Origin of the sequence: Natronocella acetinitrilica (assembly GCF_024170285.1) — a bacterium.
Classification (GTDB): Bacteria; Pseudomonadota; Gammaproteobacteria; order Nitrococcales; family Aquisalimonadaceae; genus Natronocella; species Natronocella acetinitrilica.
The window spans coordinates 232483-246317 of record NZ_JALJXV010000001.1 but is presented as its reverse complement, the minus strand read 5'-3'; the positions used below and the strand labels follow the sequence as shown (position 1 = coordinate 246317).

13 protein-coding genes are annotated in these 13835 nt (G+C 64.2%); 6 read left to right on the top strand and 7 right to left on the bottom strand.

The window, feature by feature from the left end:
- Positions 1-159: 159 nt before the first annotated feature.
- The 4 genes from J2T57_RS01215 to J2T57_RS01200 all read left to right on the top strand — a co-directional run bounded on the left by J2T57_RS01215 (position 160) and on the right by J2T57_RS01200 (position 5556).
- Positions 160-1227 (top strand): ABC transporter ATP-binding protein, encoded by a 1068-nt coding sequence (locus tag J2T57_RS01215; protein ID WP_253473001.1) that lies wholly within the window; start codon positions 160-162, stop codon positions 1225-1227.
- Complete coding sequence (locus tag J2T57_RS01210) at positions 1227-2237, top strand: extracellular solute-binding protein (RefSeq protein ID WP_253472999.1); 1011 nt, start codon at positions 1227-1229, stop codon at positions 2235-2237. Before J2T57_RS01215 ends, J2T57_RS01210 begins: the two co-directional genes overlap by 1 nt.
- A complete protein-coding gene (locus tag J2T57_RS01205) occupies positions 2237-3916 on the top strand; it encodes an ABC transporter permease (RefSeq protein ID WP_253472996.1) in 1680 nt (559 codons plus the stop codon). The genes J2T57_RS01210 and J2T57_RS01205 overlap by 1 nt, the downstream gene beginning before the upstream one ends.
- Positions 3917-4176: 260 nt before the next feature.
- A complete protein-coding gene (locus J2T57_RS01200; RefSeq protein ID WP_253472993.1) occupies positions 4177-5556 on the top strand; it encodes an OprO/OprP family phosphate-selective porin in 1380 nt (459 codons plus the stop codon).
- A 22-nt stretch (positions 5557-5578) separates the two neighbouring features.
- On the opposite strand, the gene J2T57_RS01195 is transcribed toward J2T57_RS01200, so the two are convergent.
- The 7 genes from J2T57_RS01195 to J2T57_RS22090 are packed head-to-tail and all read right to left on the bottom strand — an operon-like array spanning position 5579 to position 11840.
- Positions 5579-6589 carry a CobW family GTP-binding protein gene (locus tag J2T57_RS01195; protein ID WP_253472990.1) on the bottom strand — a complete coding sequence of 337 codons (1011 nt, stop codon included), beginning with the start codon at positions 6587-6589 and terminating at the stop codon, positions 5579-5581.
- Positions 6586-7611, bottom strand: a complete 1026-nt coding sequence (locus tag J2T57_RS01190) for a WD40 repeat domain-containing protein (protein ID WP_253472987.1) — start codon at positions 7609-7611, stop codon at positions 6586-6588. Before J2T57_RS01190 ends, J2T57_RS01195 begins: the two co-directional genes overlap by 4 nt.
- Positions 7608-8951 (bottom strand): CobW family GTP-binding protein, encoded by a 1344-nt coding sequence (locus tag J2T57_RS01185; RefSeq protein ID WP_253472984.1) that lies wholly within the window; start codon positions 8949-8951, stop codon positions 7608-7610. The genes J2T57_RS01190 and J2T57_RS01185 overlap by 4 nt, the downstream gene beginning before the upstream one ends.
- The gene (locus J2T57_RS01180) at positions 8944-10089 is read right to left on the bottom strand and encodes a metal ABC transporter solute-binding protein, Zn/Mn family (RefSeq protein WP_253472981.1); all 1146 of its coding nucleotides are present in this window, start codon (positions 10087-10089) and stop codon (positions 8944-8946) included. The genes J2T57_RS01185 and J2T57_RS01180 overlap by 8 nt, the downstream gene beginning before the upstream one ends.
- A gap of 2 nt (positions 10090-10091) precedes the next feature.
- A complete protein-coding gene (locus tag J2T57_RS01175; RefSeq protein ID WP_253472978.1) occupies positions 10092-10958 on the bottom strand; it encodes a metal ABC transporter permease in 867 nt (288 codons plus the stop codon).
- Positions 10951-11700 carry a zinc ABC transporter ATP-binding protein AztA gene (gene aztA / locus J2T57_RS01170; protein ID WP_253472975.1) on the bottom strand — a complete coding sequence of 250 codons (750 nt, stop codon included), beginning with the start codon at positions 11698-11700 and terminating at the stop codon, positions 10951-10953. The genes J2T57_RS01175 and aztA overlap by 8 nt, the downstream gene beginning before the upstream one ends.
- Positions 11701-11714: 14 nt before the next feature.
- Positions 11715-11840 carry a hypothetical protein gene (locus J2T57_RS22090; protein WP_301289039.1) on the bottom strand — a complete coding sequence of 42 codons (126 nt, stop codon included), beginning with the start codon at positions 11838-11840 and terminating at the stop codon, positions 11715-11717.
- Between the two features lie 213 nt (positions 11841-12053).
- Here J2T57_RS22090 and J2T57_RS01165 point away from each other — a divergent pair, with 213 nt between their 5' ends.
- On the top strand, positions 12054-12638 hold the full coding sequence (locus J2T57_RS01165; RefSeq protein WP_253472972.1) for a YIP1 family protein: 585 nt from the start codon (positions 12054-12056) through the stop codon (positions 12636-12638).
- A gap of 200 nt (positions 12639-12838) precedes the next feature.
- A complete protein-coding gene (locus J2T57_RS01160; protein WP_253472969.1) occupies positions 12839-13612 on the top strand; it encodes a flagellar brake protein in 774 nt (257 codons plus the stop codon).
- The last annotated feature ends 223 nt before the right edge of the window (positions 13613-13835 follow it).

The following is a 13835-nucleotide window of genomic DNA, read 5'->3' as shown; positions in this document are numbered from 1 at the left end:
CGCCCTGTCATCAAACTGTTAAACGGAGCCGGTAAGCTTGCGCTCCTCAATGGGTGCCGCCTGAAAATCTGGCCCGTCACACGTCACGGGACACTAGCACGTCATCGCGGGGGGATCAGCGTCTGCCCCGGCACCGCCCGATCCGTCAGAGGAGGTTGCATGACAGAGTTTCTATCCTGCCGAGGCCTGCGCAAGGAGTTTGACGGGGAGCGGGTGCTGAATGATGTCGACCTGACCGTCGCGCGTGGCGAATGCGTGGTGTTGCTGGGGCCTTCCGGCTGCGGCAAGACCACGCTGCTCAATATCGTCAGTGGCCTGCTTGAGGCAGATGGCGGCGAACTGCGTTGCAATGGCCGTGTGCTGGATGACGCTGCCGCCGGCATCCATGTGCCCATGCAGCGCCGTGGTTTCGCCATGGTGTTCCAGGATTTCAGCCTGTGGCCCCACATGTCCGTCGCGGACAACGTGGGGTTTGGTCTGCGCATGCTGGGCATGAGCCGCCGTGACCGGCAGCAGCGCGTGCGAGAGGTGCTTCGCCAGGTGCAGATGGAGGCGTTCATCGACCGCCTGCCGGGGCATCTTTCCGGCGGGCAGCAGCAGCGGGTAGCCATTGCACGGGCCCTTGCGGTGCGGCCGCGGGTCTTGCTGCTGGACGAGCCCCTGTCGGCGCTGGATGCCCGCCTGCGCGAAGATCTGAAGCACGAACTGGCGACCCTGCTTCGGGAGACCGACCTGACGGCGGTGTATGTAACCCATGATCAGCAGGAGGCCTTTACCCTTGGTGACCGCATCGCCCTGATGCATGGTGGTCGTCTTGTCCAGGTCGACACACCGGAAATGCTCTACCGTGAGCCGGCCAACAGTTTCGTTGCCGGCTTCATCGGCAACTCCAACCTGGTTCAATACCAGCGCCGCAACGGCCACGTCCTGCTGGACGGGGACCTGGCGGTCACCGTGCCCGCGGGTGAAGCGCCGATGGCCGGCCGGTTCATGCTGCGCCGCGAATCCATCTGCGTGTGCCAGGACGACAGCTGCATGAACGGTGACGGCTGGGTCAGTCTCCCCGCCACCTGTGAGCAGACCCACTTCCTCGGAGACCATGAAGAGGCGTTCGTGCGGCTTGGCAATGGCCTGCGACTCCGGGGGCTGGCCCGGGGCGGCGTGCGTGAAGGTCAGCAGGTGCATGTCCGCTTCCCGCAGCAGGCGGTTCGATTCCTGGCGGACTGATGAAGTCATTCTCTCCTCTGGCAGCCATGCTGGTGCTTGCTGCCGGTCTGGTCGTGGCCTGCTCGGATGGCGATGGTGGCGACTCGAATACGCTGACGGTCTATTCCGCCGGGCCCAGACCGCTGGCCGAAGCGGTGGTGGAGGCGTACGCCGCGGAGAGTGGTGTCCGTGTGCAGTTATTCGCCGCGACCACGGGACAGGTGATGGCGCGGCTCGAGGCAGAGCGCTACCGGCCGCGGGCCGACGTGGTCATTTTTGCAAGCCGCGTTGCCGCCGAGGCGCTGAAGTCGGAAGGGCGATTACGGCACTATCCGGATCCCGACTGGTGGGCGGACACCCATACCGACTGGCATGACCCGGATCACACTTATTTCGCGACATCGGCGGCGCTGGTGGGCATGGCCTTCCGGGAGGAGGTGGCCAGCGAAGACATGGACTGGCAGGACGTCCTGCTTGGCGACGCCGATCTGCGACTCACCATGCCATCACCGAGCAGAGCCGGGTCTGCCGGTGATTTCGTCGTCTCATGGGTGCTGGATCGTGGCGAAGAGGGTTTCGCCGACCTGCGCGAGGCGCGTCGCGGTGGCATGGACTTCGCCGCCGCCAACTCCCAGGCGATCAGTACCCTGCTGGTGGGCGCTTTCGATGGCATGGTTGCGGCGGTCGATTATCTGATCTTCCGGCAGATTGCCGATGGGGCACCACTGGTCATGCACTACCCGCCGGGCGGTTCGGCGCTGGTGGAACGCCCCATCGCCATCATGGCAGGCACGCCGATGCCGGATCAGGCCGAGGCCTTTGTCGATTTCTATCTTTCCGAGGCGATGCAGCAGCAGGTGGCCGCGACGCATCTTTTGCCGGCGCGTCGCGACGTGCCGCTGAGCGAAGTGCGCGGTGATGCCGAACTCCCGCCCCTGCTCGCCAGGGATATCGGCGATGCCCTGGCGCGGCAGAACCGGATCCTGCGCCGCTTCCAGATCGAGATCGAGCGCGCCGAGGTTGTACGCTGATGGCGGCGATCCCGGTGAGCCTGCGTCGCTACCTGCGACAGCGTATCCCCTTGCTGCTCTGTGTGGCCCTGATGCTCGGGGCTGCCGGTTACCCGCTGGCCATCCTGTTCGCCCAGAGCCTGTTCCCCAACATACTCGGCGGTCGCTTCGACGGCTTCCTCGACGCCTATCGTCGCATCGTCGAGACCCAGGATCTGCTGGCCATGATCGGCACCTCCCTGGCGTGGGCGGGCTCCGTGACCCTGGTGAGCTGGATATTCGGTATTCCCTGTGGCTATCTGCTGGCCCGCACCGACATGCCGGGTAAGCTCTGGGCGCGCTTGTCCCTGCTGGTCCCCATCATGACGCCACCCTATATCCTGGCGCTGTCCTACATACTGATCATGCAACAGGGTGGCTTCGGTGACGCCGCCCTGGGTGGCCTGCCCGAGGGTTTGCGAGCCTGGTTTTTCTCGTTCTGGGGCGTAACCGTCGTCATGGCGCTTGCCTCATTCGGTTATGTCTCCCTGGCGGTGGAAGCGACACTCTCCGGTCTGCCGCGACGGCTGGAGGACGCGGCAAGCCTGCTCGGTGCTGGCTGGTGGACGCGCATGCGTACAATCATCCTGCCGCTGTTGCTGCCCGCCATACTCAACTCCGGCTTGCTGGTGTTCCTGGAGGCGCTGTCGAATTTCGGCGTGCCGGCGGTGTTGGGAACGCGCTCCAACCTGCCGCTGCTGCCGGCGGAAATCTTCTACCTGGTCACGAGCTGGCCCGTGGACCTGGCTCTGGCCACCTCCCTCTCCAGCCTGCTCTGCCTGTTTGCGCTGATCACGCTCTACGGTAGCCGCTGGTTGGCGAATGTGATCGGCGGCGGCGATGTACGGCCGGGCGCTCCGGAGATCATACGATTGAGCGCCCGCGGCAAGGTGCTGGCCTGGACCTGGCTCGGGCTGCTGTTCGCCTGCAGTTCGGGTGTGCCCTACGTCGCCATGGTGCTGACCAGTCTCGCGGATGGCTGGGGGCAGGGCATGCCCGGTCTGACGCTGGATCATTATCGTGCGCTGCTGGAACCGGGCTCCCGTGGCTTGCAGGCGCTGCTCACCAGCCTTGGCCTGAGCGTGGCCGCCGCCACCATCTGCGTGATCCTGGGTGGCTATATCGCCTACGTGAACGTTCGCTCCCAGGGGCCCATGCAGCGCTTCCTGGACGGGCTTGCCACGCTGCCCCGGGTGATTCCCAAGATCGTGATGGCCGTGGCGTTGATCCTGGCATGGAACGCCGTCTGGATACGTGTCGACCTCTACAACACGGTCTGGATGCTGTTGCTGGCCTACGTGGTGATCTACATCACTGACGCTCTCAATTACAGCAATTCCACGTTGCGCTCCATGAGCCCCAACTTGGAGGGGGCCGGGGCAATCCTGGGTGCCAGCCGAGCCCGGGTGTTCGTGGAGATCGTCCTGCCCCGGCTCCGCCCGGCACTGACCGCGGCCTGGCTCACCACTTTCATCGTCTGCATGCGCGAGCTGGTGGCCTCCATCCTGCTGCTGCCACCGGGAGTCGATGTAACCGCTACCTTCATCTTCAATCAGTTCGAGCAGGGCGACATCGCTGTCGCCATGGCCATGGCAACCATCACCATACTGCTGTCCACGCTGGTGCTGGTGGTTTTTCAGCTGAGGCGCCGGTCGGTCTGACTGATTTCACGAAAATTTCATAAAACAGACACGCCACCGTTACCTGCCTGCAATATTCCGCCCATAGCCTGAGTGTCGGTTTTCGGCAACGCACAGGGTGGCGCTTTGCCAAAAACCAACACGGGTACTCAATCCTCTCATGGGTCCCGCGCGTCCCGGCTCGGAATCGACCTGCGCCGCAGCTGCAGGGCATCGCCCAGAAACGGACTTTCCCAGCGTTTGCCACCGGGCGTGCCACCCATGCAAACGGAGCAAACAGCATGTTGAATAAGCACTTGATCAGGCCGGCGGCCACGCTGGCCGTTGCCGGTCTGCTGGCGGCACCAGCGTTTGCCGGTGATACCGCCGATGAACTGGAAGATCGCTTTGGCGGACTGGACTACGAGCCGGTGATGGATGTCCCTGATCGGGATGTCCGGACACGGGTCAATAAGTTCCGGGTGGAGACCGAAGATGGCCGTCACCGGTTCGGCATTCGCGGCCGGCTCATGACCGACTTCGCCTATGTCGACGACAACTACAAGACCACCGACGACGAGCGGGCCGACCGGGGCGATCTGGCCAAGTACGGCACCATTATCCGCCGTGCGCGGCTGGGGGCGCTTGGCATCATGTACGACAATTGGGAGTGGCAACTGGAAGTCGACTTCCGCGACGACGAAATCCGCTTCGCCAATGCCTACATGGCCTACCTGTTCGACAGCGGTCGCCTGGCCGTAGGCCATTTCAAGGAGCCGTTCAGCCTGGAGAGTTCCACCAGCTCCCGGCGGATTTCTTTCATCGAGCGCGCCGCGCCGGTGGACGCCTACCGGCCGAGCCGCCAGATCGGCATCATGTACGAGACCCTGGTACCGAACTGGTATGGTGCCTTTGGCGTGTTCGGCGGTGACGGCGTGGCCCGGGATCGTGACGTGACGGAAGGCTTTTCAGTGGCAGCCCGTGCCTCCTTCGCGCCGTTCATGGACCAGCAAAACCGCGTTTGGAGCCACCTGGGCGCATCCGCCAACTACCGGGCGAATGCCTACGAGTACGAGCGCAGCCGTGGGCGCGACCGGGAATACGAAAGCGTGCGCATGCGTACCCGACTCGGCACCCGGGCGGTGGATGGGCGTCTCATCGGCGAGAATGACATGGAAAACGTCGAGGACTACACCACGTTCGCGTTGGAGGCCGCTGCCGGCTTCGGGCCGTTTTCCCTGCAGGGCGAGTATATTCGTCAGCGCCTGAGCCGGGACGAGGATTCCAGGGATTTCGTGGATCCCGATACTACCACCATGACCCATGACGGCTACTACGTCCAGGCGAGCTACTTTCTCACCGGCGAATCCCGGAATTACCGGGCGTTCAGCGGCGATTTCGGCGCCACGCGTATCCTGCGCCCGGTGAGCGAAGGTGGCCGGGGTGGCTGGGAGCTCCTGGCGCGCTACGCCACTGCCGATTCCTACGAGCACCACGAGCCGGACGACCGCCAGTCAATCGACCACTATACCCTGGGCCTTAACTGGTACCCGGAGCAGGACATCGTGCTCAAGTTCAATGCCATGTACGTGAATGCCGAGCGTGGCGAGGATCAGATCAACGGCGATTCCAAGAAATGGGATAGCTGGGTCTACGCCATGCGTTTCCAGTTCGAGTTCTGAACCGCGCGTGCGCCGGTGGTGTTCAGCCGCCGGCGCATGAGGCCCAGAGGCCGCGCAGCCAGTCCTCTTGGAGCCGCTCGCCGATACACACCAATCGGCTGTCCTGCAGGTCGACGGGCCATGCGGGCAGACGTCCCACCGGGTGACGCTGGTGCCTGACGGCGTGCACCACCGCAGGCCGGGTGGGGTCGTCGGTCACGGCAAGGATCCCCTTGCAGCGTAGCAGTCTGTCTCCCCAGGTTTCGCAGAGCAGATCCATGAACCGCTCCAGCGCGGCCCGGGAAACCGGTGCCTCCGGCTCCAGCAGTAGCGTCTCGATGCCGGCACGCCGGTGCCTGTCCGGAAGGCCCTTGGACTCGCCCAGGGGCGCGAACGTCTGCCCCGGCAGCCAGCGCCCCAGGGCAGCGACACCGCCAGTGCCCGGGCCGCAGTGCAGGATGGCGTCCGGCTCCACCCGACCATATTCCACCGGCAGCGCCGCTATCGACGGGTTCACGGCCTGGACCCGGCAGCGAACCTCCGCCAGCGCCGCCGGTGCGACCAGATCGGCCTTGGTGATCAGAATGCGGTCCGCCATGGCAACCTGGGTGGCGGCGGCGGGGTGCGCGTCCAGGGTGGCGGCCGCATGCACCGCGTCGACCAGGGTGACGATGCCGTCCATGACACAGCGCTCGCTCAGCAACGGGTCCTGCATGAGGGTATGGACGATGGGGGCGGGGTCGGCGAGGCCTGTGGTCTCGATGACGATGCGCCGGAACGCCGGCCCCTGGCCGGACCCGGCGTTGATGAGCAGACGTCTGAACCGGCTCACCAGGTCGCCGCGCAGGCTGCAGCAGACGCAGCCATTGCCCAGAGTGATCAGTTCTTCGCCACCGCTCTCCACCAGCCAATGATCCAGCGCCACTTCGCCGTACTCGTTGATAATGACGGCTGTCCCGGCCATGGCGGAGTGGGACAGTAGGCGCCCCAGCAGGGTGGTCTTGCCGCTGCCCAGGAACCCGGTGATCACCGTGACCGGTATCGGCGCGGTCATGGTTCGGCGGGGTCCAGCGGACAGAGGCGAATACGGCCCGAGGCGTAGGCCACCGCCAGGGTTGCGTCGTCCGGCGACCAGGCAATGGTGCTGACGGCGCTGTCGTCCAGCAGCCCGGCGCGGATGGTTTCGCCGGCCACGTCCACGAGCAGCAGCAGCCCGTCACCGCCACCGCTGGCAAGCCGCTTGCCGCGATGGTCGAAGGCGAGCGCCTCGATGGGGGACTGGTGGGCGGATAGCACCAGCGGCTCCTTGCCCTCCGGCCCCTTGCCGCCGCAGTTCCAGACGATCACTTCGGCGCCGCCGCCCGTGGCCAGCAGGTCGCCGCTGGCGTCCCAGCTGAGCTGCCCTACCTTGCTGCTGAAGCCGCTCATCATCAGGTCCGCGCCGGTGTTTCGGTCCCAGATATGGACCGCCTTGTCCTGGCAGCCGCCCACCAGCCAGCGGCCGTTGGGGCTGGCGGCGGCACAGAGCATGGAGCCCTTCCAGTGGAAGGTGTGGCGGCTTTCAAGGGTTGCGGGATCATGCAGATGAATATTGCCGTAGCCTGCGCTCAGCAGACCGTCGGAGCAGGGGTCCGGACGCAGGTCGCTACGGGTGGAATCGGCCTCGAAGCGGGCGCCGCAGGCGCCATCGGCGGAGTCCAGGCGCAGCACGTGCCTGCCGGCGACGGCCACCACGGCAGCGCCGTCGGCAAGCCAGTGGACATGCGCCACCCAGTCTCCGGCGCGATACTCCCAGAGGAGGCTGCCATCGGCGCCGTCCCAGAGCCGAACCCGGCCATCGTGACCGCCGCTGGCCAGTCGGGTGCCGTCGTGGGACCAGCCGAGGCACGCAGTGCCGGGAAAGTGCTTCACCTGCCGCCAGTACAGCTCACCGGTGTCCGTATCGTAGACAGCCACGCTGCCATCTGCTGCCCCCACGGCCAGTCGCTTGCCGGCGGGGTCCCAGGCCAGGGCCGTTGCAAACTCATCGCAAACGGCAAGCACCGGCGCCTGCAGGCGCTGGACGTCGTCGTTCATGCCCGGCAGGCGAGGAAGCCCTGACGCAGGGCGTCCCGGTCCAGGTTGCGGCCGATGAACACCAGTTCGCTGCGGCGCGCTTCGCCGGCCTGCCAGGGGCGGTCGGCGCGCCCGTCCAGCAGCATGTGCACGCCCTGGAAGACGAAGCGGCGATCCTCCCCGGCGAGACTGATGATGCCCTTGGTGCGGAAGATGTCCTGCCCCTTTTCCGCCAGCAACGGGCCAAGCCAGGCGTTCAGCTTGGCACTGCTGAGCGGCTCGTCGGTGGACAGCCCCACCGAGCCCAGGCTGTCGTCATGGCTGTGCCCGGCGGCGAAGGCGCGCTCCACGCTGGGGCGCAGAGGCTCGCCGCCGGCGAGCAGGCGCAGGCCGAACTCGTCGGCGCCATGTTCGGTGAACAGGGCGTAGAGGCCGCGCTCGGGAACGGCAAGGCGGTAATGGTCGACGCCTGATGATGGCAACGGCAGGCTGACGCAGGTGTTCAGCGGCAGGGTGTCCCCCGGCGACAGTTCCCGGAAGTTGCCGCGAAATGCCCGTTCGGCGGCGTCGAGACAGGTCTCGATGGCAGGCTGTTCGCCGCTGATAGCCGTGGCGAACACCCGCACGGCGGGATCCGGCCCGGGTGCCACCTCCACAACAGCCTCGCCCGCCCGCAGCACCCAGCCGCCGGCCCATTCGAAGGGATATTCCGGCTCCAGGAAGTCGGGTCGCTGGGCCAGCACCCGATCCAGGTCGAAGCCGCCGACATCGAGCATCTGATCGATGGGTACATCGGCCTGGTTCGCCCGGTGGATGAGGGCCACCGCATTGATGCCCCGTATCCGCCGCTCCAGTGCGGTCAGTTCCTCCTTGGATACCAGGTCGATCTTGTTGATCACGATGACGTCGGCGAAGGCGATCTGCTGCCGCGCCTCATCGGAGTCGTCGAGGTGCAGCAGCAGGTGGCCAGCGTCCACCAGGGTGACGATTCCATCCAGCTTGAGCCCGGCGCGGATCTCGTCATCCACGAAAAAGGTCTGGGACACCGGCCCGGGGTCGGCCAGGCCGGTGGTCTCCACCAGGATGTGGTCGAAACGGTCGCGGCGGCGCATCAGCGTGCCGAGTATGCGGATCAGGTCGCCGCGTACGGTGCAGCAGATGCAGCCGTTGTTCATTTCGAACACTTCTTCATCGGCGTTGATGACCAGGGCGTCGTCGATGCCGATCTCGCCGTACTCGTTCTCGATGACGGCGATGCGTTGACCATGCTGCTCGGTGAGTATGCGGTTGAGCAGCGTGGTCTTGCCGGCGCCGAGAAACCCCGTCAGTACCGTTACCGGTACCGGCGTGGTGTCAGTCACTGTAGGCCTCCTCAAACGCGCGGCGCATCTTCTCGACGTTAAAGCGAATCATGGAGATGTAGTCCGGCGCCGGGCCATCCGGCTGGGACAGCGCATCGGAGTAGAGCGAGCCGCCGATGTAGCCGTCGCCATCTGCGGCGATGCGGTCCACCATGCGCGTGTCGGTGATGTTCTCCAGGAACAGCACGCGAACGTTGTCTTCCCGCAACTGGCGAATCAACCTGCCGATCTGGCTGGCGGAGGGTTCCGCGTCGGTGCTCAGCCCAAGCGCCGAGAAGAATTCCACCCCGTAATCACGGCCAAAGTAGGCAAATGAGTCGTGTCCCACGATGGCGCGGCGATGTTCTTCCGGGATCGGCGCCAGCATGTCGCGGACCCACTGGTCGAGCTCGTCGAGTTCTGCCAGGTAGGCATCAGCACGACTGGAGTAATGCGCCGCGTTCTCCGGATCCTTCTCGATCAGGGCATCGCGAATAACCTGCACATACTGCTTCGCACTCACCGGAGAACTCCAGGCGTGGGGATCTTCCGGCCCATGGTGATGGCCATGATCGTCATGGCCATCACCATGGTCGTCGTCGTGGCCATGCCCATGGTCGTCGTCGTGGCCATGCCCGTGGTCGTCGTCGTGGCCATGCCCATGGTCGTCGTCGTGGCCATGCCCGTGGTCGTCGTCGTGGCCATGCCCGTGGTCGTCGTCATGGCCATGCCCGTGGTCATCGTCATGGCCATGCCCGTGGTCATCGTCATGGCCGTGCCCATGGTCGTCGTCATGGCCATGCCCATGGTCGTCCTCGCCGGTCTCGATGGCGTTGACAGTGCGGGTTGCCACCACGACCTCACCGGTGTAGCCCGAGGCCGCGATCAAGCGATCGATCCAGCCTTCGAAGTTCAGACCATTGACGATCACCAGGTCCGCCCTTGAGATTTCCCGAACGTCCGCCGGTGTCGGCTCGTAGCCGTGGGAATCACCATCGGGCCCGACCAGGGAGATGACTTCTGCGCGATCCCCTGCTACCTGCTCCGTGAAATCGCTCAGGATGGTGAAGGTGGTGACGATGCGCATGGGTTCTGCGGCAAGCAGCATTGGCGCGCAAGCAAGCGCGACGATCAACAACAGGTGTCGAGCCTTTCGCATGATCAGGCCTCCAGATGGGGTCGACGATAGAATTGGTTCAGCAGGCCGCCGTTGGCGCCAAAAACCACGGACAGGCCGTAGAAGGCCCCGGCAGTCAGAATGATGGCCGGGCCGGTAGCAACATCCTGGTGATAGGACAGGAGCAGACCGGCCCAGCCGGACAGCATGGCCATACCGATGGCAATGAACATGATCCCGCCCACATCGGTGGACCAGTAACGAGCAGCGGCGGCAGGCACCATCATCAGCCCGACGGACATCAGGGTGCCGAGGGCATGGAATCCACTCACCAGATTGAGAACAACCAACGCCAGGAAAAGCAAATGCCAGCGCAGGCCGCCGGCGCCAATGGCACGCATGAATCCGGGGTCGAAGCACTCCATGACCAGGGCGCGGAAGCCGATTGCCAGGGCAAGTACGGTGATCGTGCCCACGCCGGCGACCATCAGCAGGGAGGCGTTATCCACTGCCAGAATGCTGCCAAACAGCACATGGATGACATCCATGTTGCTGCCTTCCAGCGAGATCAGCATGACGCCAAGGGCGAGGGCGATGAGAAAGAACGCCGCGAAATTCGCATCTTCTCGCTGATCCGTGAATCGGGTGACCAGACCGGCAAGCAGGGCGACCACCAGGCCGGCGATCAGGCCACCGATACTCATGACGGTGAGCGAAAACCCGGCGATGAGAAAGCCGATTGCCGCGCCGGGCAGGATGGCATGGGACAGGGCGTCGCCCACCAGGCTCATGCGCCGCAATACAAGGAGCACGCCCAGGGGGCCGGCGCCGAGGGAGATGGCCATGCATGCAACCAATGCCCGGCGCATGAACGAGAACTCGGCAAACGGACCCCAGAGCAGTTCAACCACGGCGCAGCCCCTGGGCACAGACGTTCGCAGTCTCGTCCCAGGCTTCTGCCATGGCCCGGGCCTTGAGCAGGTTCGCAGCGGTCAGGGTGGTCTGCGTCGGCCCCCATGCCACCTCCTGTCGAGCCATCAATAAAGTCTGGGGGAAGTGCTGCCGCACCTGCTCGATATCGTGAACCACGGCAATGATGGTGCGGGATTCGTCATGCCAGCGCTGCACCACGCCGAGCAGATCTGCCGTGGTGCGGGCATCAATGGCGTTGAAGGGCTCATCGAGCAGAATGACCGGTGCGTCCTGTAGCAGCATGCGGGCGAACAGCACACGCTGGAACTGTCCCGCCGACAGGCTGCCGATAACCCGATGCTGGAAGCCGGACAGGCCAACGGCGGCCAGGGCATGAGAGGCCTTGTCCATGTCATCCCGGCTGAGCCCGCGAAACAGCCCGCGGCGGTGCCAGTGACCACTGCTGACCACATCCATGACGCGTATCGGGAAATGGCGGTCAATGTCCGCCTGCTGCGGTAGGTAGGCGATGTCGCGGGCCCGCAGACTGTCCCGCAGAATGCTCCCCTGCGCCGGGCGCAACACCCCGGCGATGGACTTCAGCAGGGTGCTTTTGCCGGCGCCGTTGGGGCCCACAACTGCAGTCAGCGAGCCATGGGCAAAATTACCGTTCAGGTGATGCACGGCCGGATGCCGGTCGTAGGCCACTGTCAGGTCCTGCAGTTGTATCGCTGCGGTCATGGCAAGTGCTCCTGTCAGCCCATGGCCCAGTAGACGCCCAGCCAGAGCAGGGCGATCACCACCAGCGCCACAGCCAGGCGAGACCCGGCTCCGGTGCGGAGCAGGCTGAAGGAGTCACGTATGGGGCTTTGTCCAGGCATTACACCCATTCACCACTGTGCCAAGAGACTGTGAAGACAACCGGTATTCAAGGCGACAGATGTTATAACGTAACAACGAAGCGGGCAAGGACCAGGGGTGCTTCCAATGCCCCTGTTCCCTTCAGTGATCCACACACCAGCGGTTTCGACACCATGTGGTGCCGTAGAACGGTACACTCTTGCCCACGCCACACATTGGATTCGGGACAGACCATGCTTTTGCCCTTCGCCGCCCTGCTTCGCCCCACGGCGTACTTCAGGCGTGTACGAACCGAGGCACCTTCCTGGACGGTGACGGCGGCAATCGTCCTGCTGCCCTGGTTCGCGGTCTGCACGGCTGGGCAAGTCCTTGGCCTCACGGTGTTTGCGCCGGACCTGCCCAGCGAGGGTGTGCCGACCTTGCCCGCTTACGGTGTCTACAGTTGGGCTGTCATCAGCAGTTACGCCGTGGGTGTGGGTTGTGTCGCTGGTCTGCTCGGTGAGGCGTTTGACGGCCGCATTGATGTGGATGCCGCCGTCGCGGCAGTCGCTGCGGCGGCGCTACCCGCTGGCGTCGCCAAGTTGCTCTGGCCCATCCCGGGGCTGCAATGGCTCGGTCTTCCGCTGCTGGTCTGGAGTCTGTGGATGCTTTACCGAGGACTCGGGGATGTGCTCGGCATTCCGTCGGGGCGATTGTCTCATTGCTTTGTCAGTCTGCTGGCAGCACTGCTGGTGGCTGTCGCCGTGGGCTGGCAGTTGCGGGACTTGATTCCGGGCGCTGCGCCCGCCGTGCGGATGGGGCGCCTCTGGCTGATCTGAAATCTGGTAAAAATTCGGCACTTCCTTGAAGATGGCCACCAAGAGCCACTAGGGAAGCGCTGAAGTATTCACGCCGGTGTGAATACTTCAGCGCTTCCCTAGAAAGGTGGCCAGATCAGGTTGATGGGCATGACCCGTGCTGGACGTTGCCCGCTGCCAACTGCAACGGGTTTCGGACTGCCCCGGTTTCGAGAGTGCACATGGCGGAAAGTGACGGGCAAAGCGGCGGCGCATCCCGGGTTGACCGGGATCAGGAGCGTTTTCTGCTCCGCAAGCCCACCGAGATCGCTGCCGTATTACTGCAACTGGCGCGGCGTCCGGAGATCATTACCGGCTATTTCGATAGCGGACGCCGCCACCTGATGACCGCAGTTCTTGGCGTGGATGCGGAGAGCCAGTCGCTGATACTCGACATGGGGCCCGATGCGGCAATCAATCAGGCTGCCTTGCGGGCGAATCGAATCGTCTGTGTGGCCAAGCATCAGAGTGTCAGCGTGAAATTTGCCTGTGGACCGCTGGAAGTCATCGATCGCGAGGATGGACCGGCGTTCCGCACCCCCCTACCGGATTCCCTCTACCGTTTGCAGCGGCGGGAGTATTTCCGGGTGCCGACGCCGGTCACCAATCCGGTAATCTGTCGTGTTCCTGATCCCGCTGATCTAGGCGCCTTGCATGAGTTCCGGGCCGTCGATCTCAGTATCGGCGGTGTCGGCCTGGTGGATCTCGACATGACATTGAAACTCGCGGCGCGGGATCGTATGGACGACGCCATACTGCTGTTGCCTGGCGCGGAAGAGATGCGGCTTGAACTCGAGGTGCGGAACATTTCCCGTCACATGCAGCGGGACGGCCGGATAGGCCGACGCCTTGGAATGGCCTTTGTGCGTCTCGCTAATCGGCACGCCAACATCATCCAGCGCTATCTGCATCAATTGCAGTTGATTCAGCGTGACACCCGACCCGATTCCGACTGACGAGCTGTCGGCATAATTGACGTTGTGCCGCTCTGCGTGCCCGGGAATGGCCCGGACGGCGGGCGTACGGAGGCTCTGGTCGCGGGATTTTTCTGGGAGTGTTCCTTTGCTGATACCGTTCAAAGTTGGTTTCTGATACACATTTTTTGCTGGTTTTTTTTGACATTAAAATACTGATTTAAAAATAAAAATAGTCAGAAAAAGCCGGTTCTGTCGCCGCTTG

Bases quoted from the DNA above. Each gene is read 5' to 3' on its own strand.
- J2T57_RS01215 (WP_253473001.1), top strand. From the start codon at position 160: ATGACAGAGTTTCTATCCTGCCGAGGCCTGCGCAAGGAGTTTGACGGG.
- J2T57_RS01210 (WP_253472999.1), top strand. From the start codon at position 1,227: ATGAAGTCATTCTCTCCTCTGGCAGCCATGCTGGTGCTTGCTGCCGGT.
- J2T57_RS01205 (WP_253472996.1), top strand. From the start codon at position 2,237: ATGGCGGCGATCCCGGTGAGCCTGCGTCGCTACCTGCGACAGCGTATC.
- J2T57_RS01200 (WP_253472993.1), top strand. From the start codon at position 4,177: ATGTTGAATAAGCACTTGATCAGGCCGGCGGCCACGCTGGCCGTTGCC.
- J2T57_RS01195 (WP_253472990.1), bottom strand. From the start codon at position 6,589: ATGACCGCGCCGATACCGGTCACGGTGATCACCGGGTTCCTGGGCAGC.
- J2T57_RS01190 (WP_253472987.1), bottom strand. From the start codon at position 7,611: ATGAACGACGACGTCCAGCGCCTGCAGGCGCCGGTGCTTGCCGTTTGC.
- J2T57_RS01180 (WP_253472981.1), bottom strand. From the start codon at position 10,089: ATGCGAAAGGCTCGACACCTGTTGTTGATCGTCGCGCTTGCTTGCGCG.
- aztA (WP_253472975.1), bottom strand. From the start codon at position 11,700: ATGACCGCAGCGATACAACTGCAGGACCTGACAGTGGCCTACGACCGG.
- J2T57_RS22090 (WP_301289039.1), bottom strand. From the start codon at position 11,840: ATGCCTGGACAAAGCCCCATACGTGACTCCTTCAGCCTGCTCCGCACC.
- J2T57_RS01165 (WP_253472972.1), top strand. From the start codon at position 12,054: ATGCTTTTGCCCTTCGCCGCCCTGCTTCGCCCCACGGCGTACTTCAGG.
- J2T57_RS01160 (WP_253472969.1), top strand. From the start codon at position 12,839: ATGGCGGAAAGTGACGGGCAAAGCGGCGGCGCATCCCGGGTTGACCGG.